Below are 22,901 nucleotides of genomic sequence, written 5' to 3'. Positions count from 1 at the left end.
GGTATTTCAGCGTTTGAAACGGGTTTTACTGAATCTGCCCGTGACAATGCTTGAACTTCTTGCCCGAACCGCAATAGCACAGCTCGTTACGACCCAGCTTCTGCTCGTTGCGAACCGGTGCAGCAGCGAGAGCAACATCGATCTCTTCGCCCAACACTTCCGGCTGCTCAAGGCCTGGAGCTTCTTCATGCAGGAACTGCATGCGAGCGGCCAATGCCTCGGCTTCCTGACGCAGGCGCTGCTCTTCTTCGATCGGGTCTTCGCGGCGAACCTGAACATGGGACAGCACACGGATCGAGTCGCGCTTGATCGAATCCAGCAATTCGGAGAACAGGGTGAACGACTCGCGCTTGTATTCCTGCTTCGGATTCTTCTGGGCATAACCACGCAAGTGGATACCGTGACGCAGGTGGTCCATGGTCGACAGGTGGTCTTTCCACAGGTCGTCCAGTACGCGCAGAACGATTTGTTTCTCGAAGGAGCGCAGCGCTTCGGCGCCCGCCTGGTCTTCTTTCTCGTTGTACGCCGCGACGAGCTCGTTCATGAGCTTCTCGCGCAGGGTTTCTTCGTACAGGTGATCGTCTTCGTCGAGCCATTGCTGGATCGGCAGCGTCACACCGAAATCGCTCTGCAACGCAGCTTCCAGACCGGCCACGTCCCACTGTTCAGGCAGCGATTGCGGAGGAATGTGTGCGCTGACGGTGGCGTTGAGCACGTCCTGACGGAAGTCAGCGATGGTCTCACCGATGTTGTCGGCGGCCAGCAACGTGTTACGCATGTGATAGATCACTTTACGCTGTTCGTTGTTGACGTCGTCGAACTCGAGCAGTTGTTTACGAATGTCGAAGTTACGACCTTCGACCTTGCGCTGGGCCTTTTCGATGGCGTTGGTCACCATACGGTGTTCGATCGCTTCGCCAGGCTGCATGCCCAGGGCCTTCATGAAGTTCTTCACCCGGTCAGAGGCGAAGATGCGCATCAGGCTGTCTTCCAGCGACAGGTAGAAACGGCTGGAACCGGCGTCGCCCTGACGACCGGCACGACCACGTAGCTGGTTGTCGATACGGCGCGATTCGTGACGCTCGGATGCAATCACCTGCAAACCGCCCGATTCGAGCACTTGCTGGTGACGCTTCTGCCAGTCGGCCTTGATCTGGGCAATCTGCTCAGGGGTCGGGTTTTCCAGGGAAGCCACTTCCACTTCCCAGTTACCGCCCAAGAGGATGTCGGTACCACGACCGGCCATGTTGGTGGCGATGGTCAGTGCGCCCGGGCGACCGGCCTGGGCAATGATCTCGGCTTCCTTTTCGTGGAACTTGGCGTTCAGAACCTTGTGTTCGATGCCTTCCTTCACGAGCAGGCTGGACATGTGCTCGGAGGTTTCGATGGTGGCAGTACCCACCAGCACCGGACGACCAGCGGCCATGCTTTCCTTGATATCGGCCACGATTGCCGCGTATTTCTCGTCGGCGGTCAGGAACACCAGGTCGTTGTAGTCTTTACGGGCCAGCGGCTTGTTCGGTGGAATCACCATGACCTGCAGGCCATAGATCTGGTGGAACTCGAACGCTTCGGTGTCGGCCGTACCGGTCATGCCGGACAGCTTGTTGTACAGACGGAAGTAGTTCTGGAAGGTGGTCGACGCCAATGTCTGGCTTTCGGCCTGGATGTTCAGGTTTTCCTTGGCTTCGATGGCCTGGTGCAGGCCTTCGGACAAGCGGCGACCCGGCATGGTGCGGCCGGTGTGCTCGTCGACCAGTACGACCTGACCGTCCTGCACGATGTATTCGACGTTGCGATGGAACAGCTTGTGCGCGCGCAGGCCGGCGTAAACGTGAGTCAGCAGGCTCAGGTTATGCGCCGAGTACAGGCTCTCGCCTTCAGCCAGCAGGCCGATGCGGGTCAGCGTTTCTTCGACGAACTGGTGACCGGCTTCGTTGAGTTCGACCTGGCGGGTCTTCTCGTCAACGGTGTAGTGGCCGGCCTTGGTGACTTCGCCTTCGACTTCTTCGATGTGCAACTCAAGCGTCGGGATCAGTTTGTTGACCTCGATGTATAGCTTGGAGCTGTCCTCGGCCTGACCGGAGATGATCAGCGGCGTACGGGCTTCGTCGATGAGGATGGAGTCGACTTCGTCGATCACGGCAAAATTGAGTTCGCGCTGGAATTTTTCTTCCATGCTGAACGCCATGTTGTCGCGCAGGTAATCGAAACCGAATTCGTTGTTGGTGCCGTAGGTGATGTCGGCGGCGTAGGCAGCGCGCTTCTCTTCCGGCGGCTGGAACGGCGTGACCACGCCGACTGTCATGCCGAGGAATTCATACAGCGGGCGCATCCAGTTGGCGTCACGGCGGGCCAGGTAGTCGTTCACCGTCACAACGTGCACGCCGTTGCCGGACAGCGCGTTGAGGTAAACGCCCAGTGTTGCCACCAGGGTCTTGCCTTCACCGGTACGCATTTCCGCGATCATGCCTTCATGCAAGGTCATGCCGCCGATCAGCTGGACATCGAAGTGGCGCATGCCCATGACACGCTTGCCGGCTTCGCGGGCGACCGCAAAGGCTTCTGGCAGCAGTTTGTCGAGGGACTCCCCTTTGGCGATACGGGCCTTGAACTCGCTGGTCTTGGCACGCAATTGATCGTCCGAAAGGGCCACCATTTGCTCTTCGAAGGCATTGACGAGTTGCACCGTCTTGAGCATGCGTTTGACTTCACGCTCGTTCTTGCTTCCAAAAAGTTTCTTTAACAAAGGCGCAAACATATCGGCAGGATCTTCCACACTAAAGGGATGGAGGGCGGCCCCGTGAGTCGCCCGTGCAGCCCTCATGGCCGCATGCGAACGAGCATTCTACCCGGAAACGATGGAGAGGAAAGTGGCGATATTCCACGATGCTGGCACAGCGCTTTGACGGGGCTCACTTAAAATAAGGGCATTTTGCTCAACTTCAAGCCGTTCAAGGCAGAAGTTAGTTGTTGATTTAATGGGCAAAGCACCCACAAAAGCAATGGGCGGGTGCATCCGGTGCTTTCTGCTACCATGGCGCCTCTGTTACTTCAGGTGTCTGATCATGGCATTTCGCCCACTTACGGCCAAAGTACCTGCCGTTCTACTACGCGAAGCCAAGCCGCTGAAAGCCATTCTCGGCCACGCTCAACGCCTGGGTCATCTGCAGCGTTTACTCGAAAGCCAATTGCAACCCGCCGCTCGCGAGCATTGCCACGTGGCCTCCTGGCGCGAAGGCAGTTTGTTGCTGATTGTCACCGACGGTCATTGGGCAACCCGCCTGCGCTACCAGCAGAAGCGCCTGCAACGGCAACTGCAACTGTTCGACGAGTTTGCCAATCTGACCCGGATCCTGTTCAAAGTTCAACCGCCGACCGTTCAGCAAGGTGCGGCCGGGCATACCATGGATTTGTCCAACGACGCGGCAGCGACCATCCAGGCCACGGCCGATGGCATCAGCGACCCGAATTTGCGGGCCGCGCTGGAGCGACTGGCGGCGCACGCCAAATCCAAATCCTGACTTGAGACCCGTGTGGGAGCGAGCCTGCTCGCGATGGCGGTGTAACAGTCGGCATATACGTTGAATGTCACAGCGCTTTCGCGAGCAGGCTCGCTCCTACATTTAACTGTGTTCGCTCAATCTAGCGGCGTTTGCTGCCGCCTAGCAACGAGCCCATCAACCCGCGCACCAACTGTCGCCCAAGCTGATTGGCCGCCTGGCGCATCGCCGACTTCAAGGCCTGGCCGGCGGCCGTACCTAGGAACTCCCCGGCCTGCTCGGTGAAACTTGGCTCCTCAGGTGCCGGCTTATCCGGAGCTGCTTCGTCTTGCGGCGCCAGGCCTTTGCGTCCCATCAGCACCTCATAGGCCGATTCACGGTCAATCGGCTTGTCATAACGCCCCTGCAATGGCGAACCGGCTATCAGCGCCGTGCGTTCGGCATCGGTCAACGGCCCGATCCGCGATTGCGGCGGCGCGACCAGCACCCGCTGGACCATTTCCGGCGTGCCTTTTTCCTGCAAGGTGCCGACCAGCGCCTCGCCGATCCCGAGCTCGGTCAACACCGACAACGTATCGAACGCCGGATTCGGCCGGAAACCTTCGGCCACCGCGCGCAGGGACTTCTGCTCCTTGGCGGTGAACGCACGCAGACCGTGCTGGATGCGCAAGCCCAACTGCGCCAGCACATCATCCGGCAGGTCACCCGGCGATTGGGTGACGAAATACACGCCCACGCCTTTCGAACGAATCAGCCTCACGACTTGCTCCAGACGATCACGCAACGCCTGGGGCGTACCATTGAACAACAAGTGGGCCTCGTCGAAGAACAGCGCCAGCAACGGTTTGTCGGCATCGCCACGCTCCGGCAGTTGCTCGAACAGCTCGGCCAGCAGCCACAGCAGGAACGTTGCATAGACCTTCGGCGCTTCATGCACCAGACGGCTGGCATCCAGCAAATGAATGCGCCCACGCCCGTCCGCAGTGGGCTGGAGGATGTCTTCGAGTTGCAGCGCCGGCTCACCAAACAAAGCTTCGGCGCCCTGTTGCTCCAGGGTCGCCAGACGCCGCAGCAATGCCTGACTGGAGCCGGTGGTCATCAATGCCGCATCGTCGCCCAGCAACTGAGGGTTGTCGCGCAGGTGATTGAGTAACGCCTTCAGGTCCTTGAGGTCGAGCAACAACAGCCCCTCGCGGTCCGCTACCTTGAACGCGGCGTACAGCGCCGACTGCTGACTGTCGGTCAGTTCCAGCAGGCTGCCCAGCAACAACGGCCCCATTTCACTCAAGGTTGTGCGCAAAGGATGACCGGACTGACCGTGTACGTCCCACAACGTCACCGGATAAGCCTGAGGCTTATGGTTGAGCCAGGGCATCCCGGCAATTCGCTCGGCGATCTTGCCCTGGGGGTTGCCGGCGGCACCGAGGCCACACAGGTCACCCTTGATGTCAGCGGCGAACACCGCCACGCCAGCATCGCTGAAGGCTTCGGCCAATCGTTGCAAAGTGACGGTCTTGCCGGTGCCGGTCGCGCCTGCGATCAAACCGTGGCGGTTCGCCAGACGCATGGCCTGGGCAATCGGCTGCCCGTTGAGATCGGCGCCGATAACGAGTTGCAATGAGTCAGGCATTTGGTCACCCATGATTAATCTTTGGTCCTACACGGCCGATAGAGATAACGACAAAGCAGTCAGACACGATCTGGTCGGAAATTTCCCTAAGGAGAGTCGGAAAATTCACTTGCTTTCAACCTTGCCCGTCGTGCGTCCCTTTATAAAAGCACGCACTGGACATTAAGACCTTAGCGGAACCCCAAGCCATGAACAAAAATCTGCGTTTCAGCCATAAAATCCTGCTTGCCGCCGCCCTCATTGTTATTGCCGCCTTCGCCTCATTCACGCTGTACAACGACTATCTGCAGCGCAACGCCATCCGCGAAAACCTCAATAACTATCTGCAGGAAATGGGCGCAGTGACCGCCAACAATATCCAGACCTGGTTGAACGGGCGCAGCCTGCTGATTGAAAACCTGTCACAAACTGTCGCGCTCAACCCCGATGCCGACAACGTTTCCAGGCTGCTTGTACAAAAAGCCGTGACCTCGACCTTCATGGGCGCCTACCTCGGCAGCAAGGATGGCTCTTTCATCATTCGCCCGGACAGCAAGATGCCCGATGGCTATGACCCGCGAGCACGCCCTTGGTACAAGAGCGCGCAAGGCAGCAGCGGTTCGGCATTAACCGAGCCTTATATGGATCTGGCCTCCGGCCAACTGGTGATTTCGATTGTCGACAGCGTTATCAAGGACGGCCAGAACATCGGCGTGGTCGGTGGCGACCTGAGTTTGCAGGTGATCGCCGACAGCCTTGGCACGCTGGATTTCAATGGCATCGGTTATGCCTTCCTGGTCAGCTCCGACGGCAAAATCCTGGTACATCCCGACAAAGCGCTGGCGATGAAGATGCTCAAGGATGTCTACCCGCAAGACACACCGGCCATCAGCAGCACAATGAGCGAAATCCAGGTCGACGGCAAAACCCGCATCGTGACCTTCACCCCGATCAAAGGCTTGTCATCGGTCAACTGGTACATCGGCGTTTCGGTCGACAAGGAAAAAGCCTACTCGATGCTCAGCGAATTCCGCACCTCGGCTGTCGTTGCGACCATCATTGCCGTGGCCATCATCATCGCCCTGCTGGGCATGCTGATTCGCATCCTGATCCAGCCGTTGCACGTCATGACCCGTGCCATGGCCGACATCGCCGACGGCGAAGGCGACCTGACCAAACGCCTGACCATCCAGAACAACGACGAATTCGGCACCCTCGGCACCGCGTTCAACCGTTTCGTCGAGCGCATTCACGGCTCGATCCGCGAAGTGTCCTCAGCCACCGGGCAAGTCAATGAAGTGGCGTTGCGCGTGGTTGCGGCTTCCAACTCGTCGATGTTCAACTCCGACCAGCAAGCCTCGCGCACCAGCAGCGTCGCAGCCGCCATCAACCAGCTCGGCGCCGCCGCCCAGGAAATTGCCCGCAACGCAGCTCAGGCGTCGAGCCAGGCCAGCGATGCCCGCAGCCTGGCCGAAGATGGTCAACAAGTGGTGGACCGCAGTATCGTGGCGATGAATCAACTGTCGAGCATGCTCAGCACATCGAGCTCCAACATCGAATCGCTGAACAGCAAAACGGTGAACATCGGGCAGATTCTCGAAGTGATCACCAGCATTTCCCAGCAAACCAACTTGCTGGCGCTCAACGCCGCGATTGAAGCCGCCCGTGCCGGTGAAGCCGGTCGTGGTTTTGCTGTGGTGGCGGACGAAGTGCGCAACCTGGCACATCGCACCCAGGAATCGGCACAACAGGTGCAAACCATGATCGAGGAGCTGCAGGTCGGCGCCCGGGAATCGGTCAGCACCATGAGCGACAGTCAACGCCACAGCCAGGACAGCGTGGAAATCGCCAACCTCGCGGGCGAACGCCTGAACAGCGTGACGCTGCGTATTGGTGAAATCGACGGCATGAACCAGTCGGTGGCTACCGCGACCGAGGAACAGACCGCCGTGGTGGAGTCGATCAACGTCGACATCACCGAGATCAACACGCTGAATCAGGAAGGCGTGGAAAACCTGCAATCGACATTGCGCGCGTGCTCGGACCTTGAGCAGCAGGCGGCGCGGTTGAAGCAGCTGGTAGGCAGTTTCCGTATCTAGCGTCTGAATTGGCCCCATCGCGAGCAAGCTCGCTCCCACAGGGATCTTTGTCGCACTGGAGATTTACTGTGGGAGCAAGCCTGCTCCGGGCGGCGTTCCGACGATAGCGGCCTGCCAAACACTACAAAACCCCGCCGCCCCCCCCACCCGCACAAACCCCAACCGAACATCTATCCTTCATATAGGTCAACCAAGGGAGTACCGGGACTGGAGGATTGTTCATCGTGCATATCGCTGACATCACCATGTTCTACGCCCCTGCCAGCGGTGGCGTACGCACTTATCTGGATGCGAAGCACCGTCGTTTGGGCATCAAACCGGGCATTCGCCACAGTCTGTTGATTCCCGGATCTTCTTTTAGCGAACAGGATGGTATTTACACCGTTCCGGCCCCTGCCCTGCCCTTCGGCAAGGGCTATCGTTTCCCTCTGCGCCTCGCGCCCTGGCGCAATGTCTTGCAGGATTTGCAGCCCGACCTGATTGAAGTCGGCGATCCTTATCTCACGGCCTGGGCGGCGCTGGATGCGCGGCGCCAACTCGATGTGCCGGTCATCGGCTTTTATCACTCGGACCTGCCCCTGCTGGTCAGCAACCGCATGGGCCATTGGGTGACCAACAACGTCGAAGCCTATGTCAGCAAGCTCTACGGCAACTTTGACCGCGTACTGGCGCCCAGCCGGGTCATGGCCGACAAGCTCACCGGGCTTGGAGTCAAGAATGTGTTTGTGCAACCGCTCGGCGTCGACCTGCAAACCTTCAATCCCGATGCCAGAGACCCCGGGCTGCGAGCCGAGCTGGGCCTGGACGAAAACACCCGTCTGCTGATCTTCGCCGGGCGTGGTTCCAAGGAAAAAAACCTGCCGGTGCTGCTCGACTGCATGAAACGCCTGGGCCGACGCTATCACCTGCTGCTGGTTGGCTCGTCGATGCCCACGGCCGTGCCGTCCAACGTGACGGTGATCGACGAGTTCTGCCCGGCGCCGCAGGTGGCCCGCCTGATGGCCAGCGCCGATGCACTGTTACACGCAGGCGATCAGGAAACCTTCGGTCTGGTGTTACTCGAAGCCATGGCCAGCGGTATTCCGGTGGTGGCCGTGGCGGCCGGGGCTTTCGAGGAAATCGTCACCGAGGACTGCGGCCGGCTCTGCGCGCCGAACAATCCCGCCGCGATGGCCACCGCCGTTCGAGAATTGTTCGGGTCGGGCAACACAACGCTGGGCAAACAGGCGCGGTTGCATGTCGAACGGCATTACGCCTGGGACACCGTGGTCAACAGCTTGTTGCGCCACTACCACGCAGTGCTCGGCAGCCAATGGCCGCTGACAGCCAACGGTTGAGTCCATGAACAGTCCCGCTTTACTGCTGGTACTGCACGACGTGGCACCGCCAACCTGGGCCGATTACCAGCCGTTCGTCAAAGCCGTCGACACTTTGGATGGCGTGCCGATCACCTGGCTGGTGGTGCCGGACTTCCACAAACACAACAACCTGGACGCCCATCCGCAATTTTGCCGCCAGCTCAGTACCAGGCTCGCCCGGGGCGACGAACTGGCGCTGCATGGCTACTTCCACTGCGACGACGGGCCGATGGCCAGCAATCCCCGAGACTGGTTCATGCGTCGGGTCTACACCCACGAAGGCGAGTTTTACCGTTTGTCGCAGGACGCCGCCCTCGCCCGCCTGCGTTCGGGCATCGAAATGTTCCACCGCCATGACTGGCCGCTGGAGGGGTTCGTCGCCCCTGCCTGGTTGATGAGCCAAGGCACTCGCCAGGCATTGCGCCAATTGCCGTTGAGTTACACCAGCGACTCGCAGCACTTGTACCGGCTGCCGGATTTCACCGCGTTCGAGGCGCCGGGGCTGGTCTGGAGTGCGCGCGGTGCCTGGCGCCGGATCGTATCGAAGCTCGTCAGCGACCGCCGTGAACAACGCTGGCAGCAGGCCCCGGTGATTCGCCTGGGCCTGCACCCGGTGGACATGCGTCATGAGTTTTCGCGCCGATACTGGCTACAAACCCTCGAGCGCCTGCTCGACAACGGACGTGTTCCGATGACCAAGGCCCAGTGGCTGGCGCTGCAAACCGACCGTGTGGGTCGTGTCGCTGCCGATGAAGTTGATGAAACTCAGGCAGGCTTGGGTTTGTCCTCGGGCTCTTGTTGCAACTGCTCCCACAACTGCGCGGCATCAGGAAACTCCGTACCCGTTTCAGGCCCCATGTCATCCGGGTCGTAGCGGCTCAGGCAACCCTCGCCCAACGTGGCGGGAGCCTTGGATGTGGCTTTGTCCAGTGGATCGGCCATGGTCATGTCCTCGGTACAGAAACGGCGAAGGGCCTGAAGCGATTGAACGCCCAGACCCTTCGAATTTCAACTGTACCGCAGGTCTATCAGAAGACGACGGTTTTGTTGCCGTGCACCAGCACCCGGTCTTCCAGGTGATAACGCAGGCCACGGGCCAGCACCATCTTCTCGACATCGCGGCCGAAACGCACCATGTCTTCGATGCTGTCGCTGTGGCTGACGCGCACCACGTCCTGCTCGATGATCGGGCCGGCATCCAGCTCTTCGGTCACATAGTGGCAGGTCGCGCCGATCAGCTTCACGCCACGCAGGGAAGCCTGGTGATAGGGTTTGGCACCGACGAACGACGGCAGGAAGCTGTGGTGAATGTTGATGACCTTGTGCGCGTATTCGCTGCACAACTGCGGCGGCAGGATTTGCATGTAACGGGCAAGCACCACCACTTCGGCGTCGTGCTGTTTGACCAGGCGCGAAACCTCGGCGAAGGCCGGCTGCTTGTCCTGCGGATTGACCGGGACGTGGTAGTACGGAATGCCGTGCCACTCCACCATGCTGCGCAAGTCATCATGGTTGGAAATCACACAGGAAATTTCGCAGTCCAGTTCATCGCTGTGCCAGCGGTGCAGCAAGTCGGCCAGGCAGTGCGACTCGCGGCTGGCCATCAGGACCACGCGTTTCTTTTGTTCGGTATCGGTGATGCGCCAGTCCATCGAGAACTCTTCGGCGATCGGGGCAAAGGCTTCGCGAAACGCTTCGATACCAAATGGCAGGGAGTCGGCACGGATCTCGTGACGCATGAAGAACCAGCCACTGAGATTGTCCGAGTGATGGCTCGCTTCAGTGATCCAGCCATTGTGTGATGCCAGAAAGTTACTGACTTTGGCAACGATGCCAACACGGTCCGGGCAAGAAATCACCAGACGAAAAGTGCGCATGAGGGGGGAACTCCAGAACTTCGCAAAGGCCGCCATTCTAGCGATTGCGCAGCAAAACTGCAGTATTGTTGACGTTTCGCCCTGCCGGAAGGTCGGTGCGGCAGGACGGACAGCGCCAGTGCCGGTTCGCCCGGATGCTCTAGTGGTGCCGGCCAAATGTTAATTTATGTATATCCGGCAGACCTGGACCACACTAATAAATGCATTACCGACGCGCGCCAAAACCACAGCAAGTAAATTAAATAAAGTTGGCTTAAATGTTTACTTGATGAAACACCGTGACTATTATTGCCGCACTGTCACCTGCCATCCAGCGCACAACATAAGGTAGTCCACATGTCCTTGATCAACGAATATCGCGCCACCGAAGAAGCTATCAAAGAGCTGCAAGCCCGTTTGAAGAACCTGTCCCAAGACGACAAACTGCAAACCGAGCTGGAATTCGAAGGCAAACTGCGCACCCTGATGGGCGAGTACTCCAAGTCCCTGCGTGACATCATCGCGCTGTTGGATCCAGAATCCAAAACCAAGGCACCACGCGGCGGCGCAGTGAAAACTACCGGCACCAAGCGTGCTCGCAAAGTTAAACAATACAAAAACCCGCACAACGGTGAAGTCATCGAAACCAAAGGTGGCAACCACAAGACTCTGAAAGAGTGGAAAGCCAAGTGGGGCGGTGACGTGGTGGAAGGCTGGGCTACCCTGCTGGGCTAAGCTTCAGAGCTTGTCGCAGACGGATCCGTGACAAAAAATAACGCCAGCAAATGCTGGCGTTTTTTATGCCCGGTGTTTTAAGCCCTGGCATGTTCGATTTCAAAGATGCAAACGCTGACGCAATCCCTGGACATAATCCTGCCACTCACTGAGCACCCCCTGCTGAAACGCAGTAGCACTAACGCTCAATTGGGCCGCGGCTTCTACAAAACTTTCAAGGGTATTTGGCGCCCCCCACTCGGGTTCTGACAAACGTTTCTGACAGAATATTCGCCAGCGTTCTTGCTCCTCGGAATTCAACGTGTCGGAAAAGTTACGAGCGCGATATCGAAACAGCAATTCAGGCAAACGTTCGTCATCGAAAGGCCACTGCTCTTGTGCCAATTGCACCGGGTCAACGGTTCTGACTTGCTCACACAATCGCCGATCCCGATCACCGATAAATCCATCATATAACTGTTGCTCCGGATCCTGGCTCTGGGAAAAATCTTCGCGAGCATAGATCGCCAGGATTTTATCCAGCCAAACTTTCCGGGCGTCATTGAGCTGCAACACCCGCTGCTGATACAGCGCCATATCCAGCCCCAAACGCTGCTGATCTTCCTGGCGAAGTACCGACAACGGCGCCACCACCGGGCACTTGTTGATATGAATCAGCTTCAACGGCACCGGCAACTCGCCTTCGGCCAGTTCGTCGCGACGGGTATACAAGCGCTGGCGCAAGCTTTCGGCATCCAGGTCGAGCAGGCCCTGGGGATCGAGGTGCAGGTCACAGACAATCAGGGCGTTCTTGTTGCGCGGGTGCCAGGCCAGCGGCAACACCACCCCCACATAGCTGCGCGCGGCCGAAAATCGCCCGGAAACATGCACCAGCGGTTGCAACAGGCGTATCTGGTCCATGACTTTCTGCTTGCTGCGCAGTTGAAACAGCCAGTCGTACAGCTTTGGCTGTTTTTCCCGTATCAGGCGCGCCAGGGCGATCGTCGCACGAACGTCCGACAGCGCTTCGTGGGCATTGCCATGATCGATGCCATTAGCGGCGGTCAGGCGTTCAAGTTTGAGCGTGACCCGCCCCTCGTCATCGGTCGGCCAGACCATGCCATCGGGGCGCAAGGCATAAGCGGCGCGCACCACATCGATCAGGTCCCAGCGGCTGTTGCCGCCCTGCCACTCCCGCGCATAAGGGTCGAAAAAGTTTCGGTACAGGCTGTAGCGGGTCATCTCGTCGTCGAAACGCAAGGTGTTATACCCCGCGCCACAGGTACCGGGAGCGGCCAGTTGCGCATGCACCCGGGTCATGAAATCGGCTTCGCTCAAGCCTTGCGCCCGCAGTTGCCCGGGGGTGATTCCGGTGATCGCGCAGGCGGCCGGATGCGGCAGGATGTCGTCACTGGGCTGGCAGTAAAGATTGACCGGCGCGTCGATTTCATTGAGATCGAAGTCGGTGCGCAGGCCGGCCATTTGCAACGGACGGTCGCAACGGGGATTGATGCCAGTGGTTTCGTAGTCGTACCAGAAGATGGAGGTCACGGGCGATTCCTGAACTGAAGATCGGCAAAGTCTAGGCGTTCACCTCACACCCCGGCCAGTAGTCTTGTCATTCAAGCACCTTGCCCGGCTCACCATGCAATACATAGTTATGTCGTTTCCCCCCGTATAGGCTGCTAGCATCGGATGGACAAAGAATCCCGATCCAGGCCACATCATCAGGTTGCCCATGCTCGAGACCACAGCACTGCCAAGGAATGCGCCGCTGTCACCGCCACTGGATACGCGGTATCACGTCGAAACGCCGGAGGGCGTCGATCTGCCGCTGCGCCCGGCCGGTTTGATGGTCCGTGCGCTGGCATTTTCCATCGATCTTGGTTTGCGCGGCCTGGTCCTGGGCGTGCTGTTCATTGCACTGGCGATGCTCGGCAAACTGGGTGCCGGACTCGGCTCGATCCTGCTATTCGTAGTGAGTTGGTGGTACATGGTGCTGTTCGAGGTGCTTAACCACGGCCGCTCGCCAGGCAAGCAATGGATGGGACTGCGGGTGGTGCACGACGATGGCACCCCGGTCGGCTGGTCCGCTTCGCTGCTGCGCAACCTGCTGCGCGTTGTTGACCTGTTGCCCTTCGGTTACTTCCTCGGGGCCGTCAGTTGCCTGCAACATCCCCACTTCAAGCGCCTCGGCGATATCGCCGCCGGGACCCTGGTGATCTACCGCGAACAATTGCACACCCGCCCCGAACTCCCCGAAGCCCAACCCCGCCGCCCAGCCTTTGCCCTGACACTCACCGAGCAACAGGCGATTCTCGGGTTTGCCGAGCGCCAGGGCGAACTCTCCCAGGCGCGGGTCAATGAACTGGCCGCGATCCTTGCCCAACCATTGCAAGTCCAGCCTGCACAGGCGATGACCGAGCTCAATGGTATCGCCCGCGGCTTGCTGGGGCCGACATGAAGCAAAGCCTGTTTGAAAGCCGGCACAAGGCCGAATGGGACCGTTTCTCCCACCTGCTCGAGCAGTTGGAACGCGACGGCAAAGTCACCGACGCCGGCAGTTTCCCAAAGGATTACCGACGCCTCTGCCAACACTTGGCACTCGCACGAGAGCGCGGCTACAGCAGTTTTCTGATCGATGCCTTGCAGCAACAAGTGCTGCGCGGGCATCAACAGCTTTACCGACACCGCAGCCGTCTGGGGGCCAACATGCTGGCATTCATCCTGGCCGATTTCCCGCGGCTGGTGCGTGAACAGTGGCGCTTCGTCCTCGCCGCCAGCCTGCTGTTTTTTGGCAGCCTGGCCGGTTTTGCGCTGCTGGTGTACCTGTACCCGGACCTGGTCTACAACCTGATCCCCGCCGAGCAGGTCAGTGAAATGCAAAGCATGTACGACCCCGTTGCCGGTCACCTCGGGCGCACGGCGGAACGGGCCGCCAGTGAGGACTGGGCGATGTTCGGCTACTACATCATGCACAACATCGGCATCGCCTTTCAGACCTTCGCCAGTGGTTTGCTGTTCGGCCTGGGCAGCGTGTTTTTCCTGATGTTCAACGGTCTGATGATTGGTGCGGTGGCCGGGCACCTGACGTACGTCGGCTACGGGCAAACCTTTTGGTCATTCGTGATCGGCCATGGCGCTTTCGAACTCAGCGCCATCGCCCTGGCCGGTGCCGCTGGTCTGAAGCTGGGCTGGGCGTTGGTCGCCCCGGGGCGCTTGCCACGGACTGAGGCCTTGCGATTGGCAGCGCGCAAGAGTGTGCTGCTGGTCTGCGGGGTCATGCTGTTTCTGTTGATCGCAGCGTTTATCGAAGCCTATTGGTCGTCAATGACCGCCCCTTCACACCAGACCAAGTACCTGGTTGGCGCGGCGCTCTGGTTGCTGGTGGTGATTTATCTCGTGTTCGCCGGACGTCGCCGCCATGCGCCTGAGTGACGCCACGGTGGTGATTCGCCCGCGCTCGACCTGGGAAGCCATGGACCTCGGCGTGCTCCTGAGCCAGCGCCACCGACGCCTGTTGATGACCAGTTGGGCCATGGTCACCTTGCCCATTTTCGCGCTGCTCAGTTGGGGATTCCGGGATTCGCCCTCGCTCGCCGTGTTCATTTTCTGGTGGCTGAAGCCGGCGTTCGAACGCCTGCCCTTGTACATCCTGTCCCAGGCCATGTTCGGTGAAACGCCCACGCTCAAGCAGGCCTTGCACCAATGGCCGCGCCTGCTCAAGCCACAATTACTGGCCAGCCTGACCTGGCGACGCCTGAGTTTGTCCCGCAGTTTCGTAATGCCGGTGGTGCAACTCGAAGGCCTCGACGGACAACAACGCCAGCAGCGTCTACAGGTGCTGTTGCAGAGAGACGCCGGCGCGGCACGATGGCTGACGATCATCGGCGCGCACCTGGAAGGCGCGTTGTGGATCGGCTTGATGGTGCTGTTCTATCTACTCCTGCCACAGCAGGTCGCGCTCGACTGGAGCTGGCAGTCGCTGATCTCGGCGGCCACCCGGGACTGGCGTTGGCTGGAACACCTGACCAACGCCTTTTATGCACTGGTGCTGGTGGTCTGGGAGCCGATCTATGTCGCCTGCGGCTTCAGCCTTTACCTGAACCGGCGCATCGTACTGGAGGCCTGGGATATCGAACTGGTGTTCCGCCGAATGCGCCAGCGCCTCACCAGTGCAGGCGCTGTCCTGTTGATCGCCGTGACTCTGCTGATGCCGACCACACACAGCGCGTGGGCCGCCGAACCGGGCATTTCACCCGACAGCCCGCGCCTGCTGGACCAGCCCCTGACCAGCCAGGCCTCCAGGGACAGCATCAAGTCGATCCTCGAGCAGCCGCCCTTCAAGAACCGGGAAACGGTGACGCGCTACCGCTTTGGCGAAGAGCAACCGAATGCTGAAGCCGCGGACGATGGCAAGACACCGCAATGGTTGAAGGCCCTGCTGAAACTGTTCGAGGGGCAACGTTTCGGGGCATTGGCGACCCTGATTGAAATCGTGCTGTGGGGCATCGTCATGGGTGCCGTCGGCCTGTTGATCTGGCGCTATCGCGACTGGTTGCAGGCGTTCGTCAGTCTCCGACCGATCCCCGTCAACAAAGCCACGGGACCTTTACCGCAGCAGGCGTTCGGCCTGGACCTCAAGCCCGAATCCCTGCCCGCCGACATCGCCGCCCACGCCGAAAGTCTTTGGCAGACTCATCCACGCGAAGCACTTGGTTTGCTTTATCGCGCCCTGCTCAGCCGTCTGTTGCACGACTTCAACATCGCGCTCAAGTCCGCCGACACTGAAGGCCAAGTGCTTCAGCGTATCGAGCAATTACAGCAACCGGCCTTGCTGGCCTACAGCAAAAGCCTGACCGGGCACTGGCAAAACATGGCCTACGGTCATCGCCTGCCGCCCGCTCAGGTGCAGCAGGAACTGTGTGACGGCTGGCGCGTTCTGTTCGGCTCGCAGGTTGTCCGTTGAATCGGCGCTGGGGGTCGATAGCCGGGGTGTTGATCGCCGTGTTGCTGGCAGCGCTGAGTGTTTATCTGTACCTCAAGGCAACCCCCTACCAGACCGACATCGACCACGGCCCCTCCCCCGAAGCCAGGGCCAACCCATATCTGGCGGCTGAGCTGTTCCTGCGCAAGCAAGGCCTGAACGTCGGCCACGCCAACGGCCTCGACATCCTGCCCGGCCTCGACCCGCATCAACACAGCCTGCTGTTGCTCGCAGAGCGCTACAACATGACCCCACGACAGATCGACCAGGTGCTGAACTGGACCCGGGCCGGCGGGCGGCTTCTGTTCGTCGCCGAGTCGCTGTGGGATGAAAAACTCGGCCATAGCAATGACCTGCTGCTCGATCGGGTGCAACTGCGCCAGTCCCTGAGCAAAGACCTCAAGGACCCGCCGCCGGGTGTCGGTGACGATCCGTACCCGCAACTGACCAGGCTCTATCTGGAAAACGAAGACGCCCCGGCCTATGCCGGTTTCGATACCGCGTTCCATCTCGAAGACCCGAAAAACCTCGCCCAGGCCTGGGCCAACAGCGCCAGGGCCACACACATGATGCAGCTCGGTTACGGTCTCGGTTCGATCATCGTGGTCACCGATGCCGACTTGTGGAAAACCCCGGCCATCGACCGGTACGACAATGCCTGGCTGCTCTGGTACCTGACCGCCGACACCCGCGTGACACTGATCTTCAATACCGGTCACGACAGCCTGCCGACCTTGCTGCTGCGTTATTTTCCCCAGGCGCTGGTCGCGTTGTTCGCTTTGATCGGTCTGGGTTTCTGGCACTTCGGTGTGCGTCAGGGGCCATTGCTGGAACCGGCGCCGAAAGCACGCCGACAACTGCAGGAGCACCTGCGCGCCAGTGCCGACTTCCTGTTGCGCCGCAACGGTCAGGCCGGCCTGCTGCAAGCCTTGCAGCAAGACATTCTGCGGCGCGTGCGGCGTCGCCATCCCGGCTTTGAACAACTCGCCGTTACCGAACAATGGCTGGTGCTTGCGCGCCTGACCGGCCAACCCACACGCACTATCAGCCAGGCCATGAGCCCGCGACCGAAGCAACGACTTACCAGCGTTGAATTCAGCCGTCAGGTCGCCCACCTGCAATCCTTGAGGAACTCACTATGAGTCAACCGATCGAGCCCGACGTACCGGACCATGCCGCTCAACAACGTCAGCGTGCCAGCCACCTGGCCCAGGCCGTACGTAATGAATTGCAAAAAGCCCTGATCGGCCAGGACCGCGTGATCGACGACGTCCTGACGGCGCTGATCGCCGGCGGCCATGTGCTGCTCGAAGGCGTACCGGGCTTGGGCAAGACCCTGTTGGTGCGCGCCCTCGCCCGCTGCTTCGGCGGTGAGTTCGCGCGCATCCAGTTCACCCCGGACCTGATGCCCAGCGACGTCACCGGGCATGCCGTGTATGACTTGCAGACCGAGCAATTCAAACTGCGCAAGGGCCCGTTGTTCACCAACCTGCTACTGGCCGACGAGATCAACCGCGCCCCGGCGAAAACCCAGGCGGCGCTGCTCGAAGCCATGCAGGAGCGGCAAGTCACCCTCGAAGGCCGTGCTCTGCCCATCGCACAGCCGTTCATGGTGCTCGCCACGCAAAACCCCATCGAACAGGAAGGTACATATCCGCTACCGGAAGCCGAACTGGATCGCTTCATGCTCAAGGTACGCATGGATTACCCCGACGCCGACCAGGAGTTGAACATGGTCCGTCAGGTCAGCCGCTCGACCCGGGCCGACATGCTCGATGTCCAACCGATGCGCACGTTGTTGCAGGCCAGGGATGTACTGGCCCTGCAACGCATCGCCAGCGACCTGTCGCTGGACGATCAGGTGCTCGATTACGCCGTGCGCCTGGCCCGCTCCACCCGCAACTGGCCCGGCCTGATCCTCGGCGCCGGGCCTCGGGCGTCCATTGCGCTGGTGCGATGTGCCCGGGCCCGCGCGCTGCTGCGCGGTGGTGAGTTCGTGATTCCGGATGACATCAAGGGCTGCGCCCTGGCCGTGCTGCGCCATCGCGTACGCATCGCGCCGGAGCTGGACATCGAGGGCCTGGATGTCGATCAGGTGCTCCGACAGATGCTCGACCAAGTGCCGGCGCCGCGCCTGTGAAACCCTCGCGCCTGATGCTCGCCTGGCTGTTGATCCTGCTGGCCTGCACCATTGTGTCGGGCACTTTGCGGGCATTGGAGTTCGCAGTTGCGGCGAATCTCATGGCGATCAATTGGGGATTGCTCCTGGCGCTGCTGGCCCTGGCCCTGCTGGATGCGGTGCGCGTGAAGCGCCTGCCTTCGCCGCGGCTGAAACGCCAGATGCCCGGCAGCCTGGCGCTGGGTCGATGGAGCGAAGTGCAGCTGACTGTCGAACACGACTTTTCGCAACCGCTGAACATACAAGTCTTCGACCACGTGCCGCCGGGCCTGAGCTTCGAACACCTGCCCCTGACGGTCGAACTGCGACCTGGTCGGCACAGCCTGGCCGGTTATCGCCTGCGCCCGCTCAAGCGCGGTCACTTCACCTTCGAACGCTGCGAAATCAACCTGCCGAGCCCATTGGGGCTCTGGTCGGACGGGCGTTTGCTCGACCTGCCCGATGCCACCCGCGTCTACCCCGACTTCGCCCGCCTCTATGAAGGGCAACTACTGGCGGTGGACAACTGGCTCAGCCAGCTTGGCGTACGTCAGAAACAACGACGGGGCCTGGGTCTGGAATTCCATCAATTGCGCGAATTTCGCGAGGGCGACAGCCTGCGCCAGATCGACTGGAAAGCCACTGCCCGCCAGCGCATGCCGATTGCCCGGGAGTATCAGGACGAACGTGATCAACAGATCATGTTCATGCTCGACTGCGGCCGACACATGCGCAGCCAGGATGATGAGCTGTCGCACTTCGATCACGCCCTCAACGCCTGTCTGTTGCTCAGCTACGTCGCGCTGCGTCAGGGCGACGCGGTGGGCCTGAGTACCTTTGCCAGCGAACCGCCGCGCTACCTTGCACCGGTAAAAGGCACCAGCCATCTCAACACCCTGCTCAACAGCGTTTATGACTTGAACAGCAGCCAACGCAGCGCCGACTATCAAGCCGCGGCAACGCAACTGCTGGCACGGCAAAAACGCCGGGCACTGGTGGTGCTGGTAACCAGCCTGCGCGAAGAGGACGACGATGAGTTGCTCTCGGCGGTCAACCGCCTGAGCCAGCAACATCAGGTGCTGGTCGCGAGCCTGCGCGAAGACGTACTCGACACCCTGCGTCAGTCACCGGTGCAGACCTTGCCCGAGGCGCTGGCCTATTGCGGGACCGTGGACTACCTCAATACACGCGCCGAACTCCATGAGCGCTTGAACGCTCATGGAGTACTGGTGATGGATGCGCGACCCGGCGAGTTAGGGGCTGCGTTGGTGACGCGTTACCTGGGCTGGAAAAGAGCCGGAGTTTGAGCCTGAGCAATCACTCACAGCCGGTTTCCCGGTGATCTCAAGCCGAAGCCGGCAACGGCAGAAAACTGAAATACTGCTTCAACGCCTCGACCAAATGCCCATACTCCGGCGGCGCCCGTTGCAGGCTGAACCCGGTGTCGTAATGTTGGGGGGTTGCGTCTTCGTGGCACCACAGACAACAGGCTTGCAGATCGATGATCTGCTGGCCACCTTCGATACCGGGAATTTTCAGACGCAGGTTGAAGTCGGCGCCGATCATCATCGGCAACTGGCTGATCAGCATCAGCCCGTCTTCGCAGACATTGCCCAGATTGCCGATGGGTTTGCCGGTGATGCCGTTGAACACTTTCAGGAAGTACGGCAATTGATGCCGCTCGATTCGGCGGTCGGTGAACATGTGCAATTTCGCTATGCAAGGCTCTTAAGCAGAGCCGCACTACTGCTTCGGAACGGGTACGCATTAAATCTTTGCCCGCTCTCCCTGCTTCCGGTGCGCCATTCCTTGTAGCGCAGAGTCTTGCTTGTGCCGGTCACAGGTGTTGCCCCGGCTCATCAGAGGCAACGCTCTAAAACCGGTTCATTGGACTATAGCTCAGCACCGCCGGGGAGCCAGCGATCAGAGGGTTATCGACATCAGAACTGCGTCGGTTTAACGGCCGCCGCACTGCGCGTCGGATAGTGGCCCAGGCTCTGCAGGGTTTCAATGCGGGCATGGGCACGGTAGGCGTACTCGCTCTGTGGATAGGACGCCATGATGAACTGATAGGTCTTGGCCGCGTCGATAAACATCTTCTGTCGCTCCAGGCACAGGCCGCGCATCATCGACACTTCCGGCCACACGTAAGGCCGCGCGCGGCTGTCGCGTTCGACCTTGGACAGTTCGAGCATCACCTGCTCGCAATTGCCCCGGTCATAGGCGCTGTAGGCATTGTTCAAATGATGGTTCATCGACCAACGGGTGCAGCCCGTGGCGCTGAGGGCGCTAAGGGCAAGGGCGGCAATGAGCACGAATCGCATGGGGGATCTCCTGTCTTGTGCCCTGTATCGGCCCATGGTCGGAAATCTTCAGGCTGCCGGACGTAAAGTTGCAGGGTTCAATAAAGAAAGAAATAAGTAGTGCAAACGAACAATGACTACAACATCGGAGCATAGTAGCCTCACTCAGCGCTTGAACTCAGGAGTCTTTGCATGTCCGTCCGTCGTACCAAAATCGTCGCTACCCTTGGCCCGGCCAGTAACTCGCCGGAAGTTCTCGAACAGCTGATTCTGGCTGGCCTGGACGTCGCCCGCCTGAACTTCTCCCACGGCACCCCCGACGAGCACAAGGCTCGCGCGAAGCTGGTGCGTGACCTCGCCGCCAAACACGGCCGCTTCGTCGCCCTGCTGGGTGATCTGCAAGGCCCGAAAATCCGTATCGCCAAATTCGCCAACAAGAAGATCGAGCTGAAGATCGGTGATCAATTCACCTTCTCCACCAGCCATCCTCTGACCGAAGGCAACCAGCAAGTGGTCGGCATCGACTACCCGGACCTGGTCAAGGACTGCGGCGTGGGCGACGAGCTGCTGCTAGACGACGGCCGCGTGGTGATGCGCGTCGATACCGCCACCGCCACCGAACTGCACTGCACCGTGACCATCGGCGGTCCGCTGTCCGACCACAAAGGCATCAACCGTCGCGGTGGCGGCCTGACCGCTCCGGCCCTGACTGAAAAAGACAAGGCTGACATCAAGCTCGCTGCGGAAATGGAAGTCGACTACCTCGCGGTATCCTTCCCGCGTGACGCCGCCGACATGGAATACGCCCGTCAACTGCGCGACGAAGCCGGTGGCACTGCCTGGCTGGTGGCGAAGATCGAACGCGCCGAAGCCGTGGCCGACGACGAAACCCTCGACGGCCTGATCAAGGCGTCCGACGCGGTGATGGTTGCCCGTGGCGACCTGGGTGTGGAAATCGGCGACGCCGAGCTGGTGGGCATCCAGAAAAAGATCATTCTGCACGCACGCCGCCACAACAAGGCGGTGATCGTCGCGACCCAGATGATGGAGTCGATGATCCAGAACCCGATGCCGACCCGCGCTGAAGTGTCCGACGTAGCCAACGCCGTGCTCGACTACACCGATGCCGTGATGCTCTCGGCGGAAAGCGCCGCTGGCCTGTACCCGCTGGAAGCCGTTCAGGCCATGGCGCGCATCTGCATCGGTGCCGAAAAGCATCCGACCAGCAAGACCTCCAGCCACCGCATCGGCAAAGAGTTCGAGCGCTGCGACGAAAGCATCGCACTGGCGACCATGTACACCGCCAACCACTTCCCGGGCGTGAAGGCGATCATCGCCCTGACCGAAAGTGGCTACACCCCGCTGATCATGTCGCGCATCCGCTCCTCGGTGCCGATCTACGCGTTCACCCCACACCGCGAAGCCCAGGCTCGAGCGGCGATGTTCCGTGGCGTGTACACCATCCCGTTCGATCCGGCTTCGCTGGCGCCGAACGAAGTCAGCCAAAAGGCGATCGACGAGCTGGTCAAGCGCGGCGTAGTGGAAAAAGGCGACTGGGTCATCCTGACCAAGGGCGACAGCTACCACACCACCGGCGGCACCAACGGCATGAAGATCCTGCACGTTGGCGATCCGATGGTCTGAGTGACCGGTTGCTGAAAAACAAAAGCCCCGCCATGTGAATGGCGGGGCTTTTTGTTTGTGCGCCAGGCATGGCGCGTTGCGCGTAAGCGCAACCAGCTTGGCTGTGGTGGCCTCGCTGGTGACTTGGAGGTGAAAGTCCTCTACACACCCGGCAAGGGGAAGTGTTAGCCAGAGGCAAGGGTGTCGCGGGTGACTGCGAATCTGAAGGAAGCCCGAGGCAAAATGCTGGCCTGACGAACAGGAAGCGGATAGAGGCGGCGCAGCGGGGTAAGGAGGCAAGCATCTTCAAAGCCCGATACTTGCACAGAACGCTGTGACGTAGATCCGACAGGCATAAGCAGGAAGGTCGCGCGAATTACCCTGGGAGATCTGCACGTTTGCCATTGTGCTACCGAGCGTCGAGAGGCGACGGGATGAGCGTGCAGAAGTCAGCYGAAGCCGTAGTAAGTGGCGARTAACCCCGTCACCAAGGGCCGAACAGGTTATGCCGCCAGTAGGCGTCAGAGTCTCGTCGAATGTTGAAACGCAGAATATTCTCCCAGAGAAAACTGTTACCCCAAGTCCCGGACGGTATCCGAGGATGACGGCTGACAGGGCGCAAGCATCGACGGCGTCTGTGACGTGGACGAACGCGGAGCCGGACACGCTGATGGCGCGGGTGCTTGCACCG

Annotated in this window: 17 protein-coding genes and 3 pseudogenes; 14 read left to right on the top strand and 6 right to left on the bottom strand. The window is 60.2% G+C overall.

All coding sequences use genetic code 11. The features are described 5' to 3' along the window. Positions 1–25 precede the first annotated feature (25 nt). Positions 26–2,761 carry a preprotein translocase subunit SecA gene (gene secA, locus AC1DRN_RS14770; RefSeq protein ID WP_223459511.1) on the bottom strand — a complete coding sequence of 912 codons (2,736 nt, stop codon included), beginning with the start codon at positions 2,759–2,761 and terminating at the stop codon, positions 26–28. Positions 2,762–3,068: 307 nt separating this feature from the next. On the opposite strand from secA, the gene AC1DRN_RS14765 reads away from it, so the two are divergent. After that, entirely contained in the window at positions 3,069–3,524 is a 456-nt protein-coding gene (locus tag AC1DRN_RS14765; protein ID WP_223459513.1) for a DUF721 domain-containing protein, read from the top strand. 121 nt (positions 3,525–3,645) lie between these two features. Here AC1DRN_RS14765 and AC1DRN_RS14760 read toward each other — a convergent pair whose 3' ends face one another. Then, complete coding sequence (locus AC1DRN_RS14760; protein ID WP_223459515.1) at positions 3,646–5,133, bottom strand: helicase HerA-like domain-containing protein; 1,488 nt, start codon at positions 5,131–5,133, stop codon at positions 3,646–3,648. A gap of 188 nt (positions 5,134–5,321) precedes the next feature. Here AC1DRN_RS14760 and AC1DRN_RS14755 point away from each other — a divergent pair. The 4 genes and pseudogenes from AC1DRN_RS14755 to AC1DRN_RS14740 form a co-directional block, all read left to right on the top strand. After that, positions 5,322–6,353 (top strand): annotated as a pseudogene (locus tag AC1DRN_RS14755) (HAMP domain-containing protein); the annotation flags it as partial. 93 nt (positions 6,354–6,446) lie between these two features. After that, positions 6,447–7,211 (top strand): methyl-accepting chemotaxis protein, encoded by a 765-nt coding sequence (locus tag AC1DRN_RS14750; RefSeq protein WP_457266095.1) that lies wholly within the window; start codon positions 6,447–6,449, stop codon positions 7,209–7,211. A gap of 224 nt (positions 7,212–7,435) precedes the next feature. Further along, a complete protein-coding gene (locus AC1DRN_RS14745; protein ID WP_411740724.1) occupies positions 7,436–8,548 on the top strand; it encodes a glycosyltransferase family 4 protein in 1,113 nt (370 codons plus the stop codon). A gap of 4 nt (positions 8,549–8,552) precedes the next feature. After that, positions 8,553–9,314, top strand: a pseudogene (locus AC1DRN_RS14740) (DUF2334 domain-containing protein); the annotation flags it as partial. 283 nt (positions 9,315–9,597) lie between these two features. Here the strand turns inward: AC1DRN_RS14740 and purU are convergent. Further along, positions 9,598–10,446 carry a formyltetrahydrofolate deformylase gene (purU, locus tag AC1DRN_RS14735; RefSeq protein WP_223463876.1) on the bottom strand — a complete coding sequence of 283 codons (849 nt, stop codon included), beginning with the start codon at positions 10,444–10,446 and terminating at the stop codon, positions 9,598–9,600. A gap of 336 nt (positions 10,447–10,782) precedes the next feature. Between purU and mvaT the strand changes: the two genes are divergently transcribed. After that, on the top strand, positions 10,783–11,160 hold the full coding sequence (gene mvaT / locus AC1DRN_RS14730) for a histone-like nucleoid-structuring protein MvaT (RefSeq protein ID WP_007933316.1): 378 nt from the start codon (positions 10,783–10,785) through the stop codon (positions 11,158–11,160). A 99-nt stretch (positions 11,161–11,259) separates the two neighbouring features. Here mvaT and sbcB read toward each other — a convergent pair whose 3' ends face one another. After that, positions 11,260–12,690 (bottom strand): exodeoxyribonuclease I, encoded by a 1,431-nt coding sequence (gene sbcB / locus AC1DRN_RS14725; RefSeq protein WP_223463877.1) that lies wholly within the window; start codon positions 12,688–12,690, stop codon positions 11,260–11,262. Between the two features lie 187 nt (positions 12,691–12,877). On the opposite strand from sbcB, the gene AC1DRN_RS14720 reads away from it, so the two are divergent. Genes AC1DRN_RS14720 through AC1DRN_RS14695 form a run of 6 tightly spaced genes read left to right on the top strand, consistent with a single transcriptional unit; the run spans position 12,878 to position 19,591 of the window. Beyond that, on the top strand, positions 12,878–13,603 hold the full coding sequence (locus AC1DRN_RS14720) for an RDD family protein (protein WP_223463878.1): 726 nt from the start codon (positions 12,878–12,880) through the stop codon (positions 13,601–13,603). Further along, entirely contained in the window at positions 13,600–14,577 is a 978-nt protein-coding gene (locus AC1DRN_RS14715; protein ID WP_457266093.1) for a stage II sporulation protein M, read from the top strand. Before AC1DRN_RS14720 ends, AC1DRN_RS14715 begins: the two co-directional genes overlap by 4 nt. Next, complete coding sequence (locus tag AC1DRN_RS14710; RefSeq protein WP_223463880.1) at positions 14,564–16,108, top strand: DUF4129 domain-containing protein; 1,545 nt, start codon at positions 14,564–14,566, stop codon at positions 16,106–16,108. Before AC1DRN_RS14715 ends, AC1DRN_RS14710 begins: the two co-directional genes overlap by 14 nt. Then, positions 16,105–17,268, top strand: a complete 1,164-nt coding sequence (locus tag AC1DRN_RS14705) for a DUF4350 domain-containing protein (RefSeq protein WP_223463881.1) — start codon at positions 16,105–16,107, stop codon at positions 17,266–17,268. The genes AC1DRN_RS14710 and AC1DRN_RS14705 overlap by 4 nt, the downstream gene beginning before the upstream one ends. Continuing rightward, positions 17,265–18,266, top strand: coding sequence for an AAA family ATPase (locus tag AC1DRN_RS14700; RefSeq protein ID WP_223463882.1), 1,002 nt, complete (start codon positions 17,265–17,267; stop codon positions 18,264–18,266). The genes AC1DRN_RS14705 and AC1DRN_RS14700 overlap by 4 nt, the downstream gene beginning before the upstream one ends. Further along, positions 18,263–19,591 (top strand): DUF58 domain-containing protein, encoded by a 1,329-nt coding sequence (locus tag AC1DRN_RS14695; protein WP_223463883.1) that lies wholly within the window; start codon positions 18,263–18,265, stop codon positions 19,589–19,591. The genes AC1DRN_RS14700 and AC1DRN_RS14695 overlap by 4 nt, the downstream gene beginning before the upstream one ends. 37 nt (positions 19,592–19,628) lie before the next feature. Here AC1DRN_RS14695 and AC1DRN_RS14690 read toward each other — a convergent pair whose 3' ends face one another. Both AC1DRN_RS14690 and AC1DRN_RS14685 read right to left on the bottom strand, forming a co-directional pair. Then, the gene (locus AC1DRN_RS14690) at positions 19,629–19,988 is read right to left on the bottom strand and encodes a PilZ domain-containing protein (protein WP_223463884.1); all 360 of its coding nucleotides are present in this window, start codon (positions 19,986–19,988) and stop codon (positions 19,629–19,631) included. A gap of 236 nt (positions 19,989–20,224) precedes the next feature. Next, a complete protein-coding gene (locus tag AC1DRN_RS14685) occupies positions 20,225–20,608 on the bottom strand; it encodes a tetratricopeptide repeat protein (RefSeq protein WP_223463885.1) in 384 nt (127 codons plus the stop codon). 171 nt (positions 20,609–20,779) lie between these two features. Between AC1DRN_RS14685 and pyk the strand changes: the two genes are divergently transcribed. Together pyk and AC1DRN_RS14675 are read left to right on the top strand one after the other, a co-directional pair. Continuing rightward, positions 20,780–22,231, top strand: coding sequence for a pyruvate kinase (pyk, locus tag AC1DRN_RS14680; RefSeq protein WP_223463886.1), 1,452 nt, complete (start codon positions 20,780–20,782; stop codon positions 22,229–22,231). 484 nt (positions 22,232–22,715) lie between these two features. Further along, positions 22,716–22,901, top strand: a pseudogene (locus AC1DRN_RS14675) (group II intron reverse transcriptase/maturase); the annotation flags it as partial.

Source organism: Pseudomonas sp. P5_B3, assembly GCF_056400405.1.
Note: the sequence above shows the minus strand (reverse complement) of the source record. Positions and strands in the feature narration are given on the sequence as shown.

Bases quoted from the DNA above. Each gene is read 5' to 3' on its own strand.
- secA (WP_223459511.1), bottom strand. From the start codon at position 2,761: ATGTTTGCGCCTTTGTTAAAGAAACTTTTTGGAAGCAAGAACGAGCGT.
- AC1DRN_RS14765 (WP_223459513.1), top strand. From the start codon at position 3,069: ATGGCATTTCGCCCACTTACGGCCAAAGTACCTGCCGTTCTACTACGC.
- AC1DRN_RS14760 (WP_223459515.1), bottom strand. From the start codon at position 5,133: ATGCCTGACTCATTGCAACTCGTTATCGGCGCCGATCTCAACGGGCAG.
- AC1DRN_RS14750 (WP_457266095.1), top strand. From the start codon at position 6,447: ATGTTCAACTCCGACCAGCAAGCCTCGCGCACCAGCAGCGTCGCAGCC.
- purU (WP_223463876.1), bottom strand. From the start codon at position 10,446: ATGCGCACTTTTCGTCTGGTGATTTCTTGCCCGGACCGTGTTGGCATC.
- mvaT (WP_007933316.1), top strand. From the start codon at position 10,783: ATGTCCTTGATCAACGAATATCGCGCCACCGAAGAAGCTATCAAAGAG.
- AC1DRN_RS14720 (WP_223463878.1), top strand. From the start codon at position 12,878: ATGCTCGAGACCACAGCACTGCCAAGGAATGCGCCGCTGTCACCGCCA.
- AC1DRN_RS14715 (WP_457266093.1), top strand. From the start codon at position 13,600: ATGAAGCAAAGCCTGTTTGAAAGCCGGCACAAGGCCGAATGGGACCGT.
- AC1DRN_RS14710 (WP_223463880.1), top strand. From the start codon at position 14,564: ATGCGCCTGAGTGACGCCACGGTGGTGATTCGCCCGCGCTCGACCTGG.
- AC1DRN_RS14700 (WP_223463882.1), top strand. From the start codon at position 17,265: ATGAGTCAACCGATCGAGCCCGACGTACCGGACCATGCCGCTCAACAA.
- AC1DRN_RS14690 (WP_223463884.1), bottom strand. From the start codon at position 19,988: ATGTTCACCGACCGCCGAATCGAGCGGCATCAATTGCCGTACTTCCTG.
- AC1DRN_RS14685 (WP_223463885.1), bottom strand. From the start codon at position 20,608: ATGCGATTCGTGCTCATTGCCGCCCTTGCCCTTAGCGCCCTCAGCGCC.
- pyk (WP_223463886.1), top strand. From the start codon at position 20,780: ATGTCCGTCCGTCGTACCAAAATCGTCGCTACCCTTGGCCCGGCCAGT.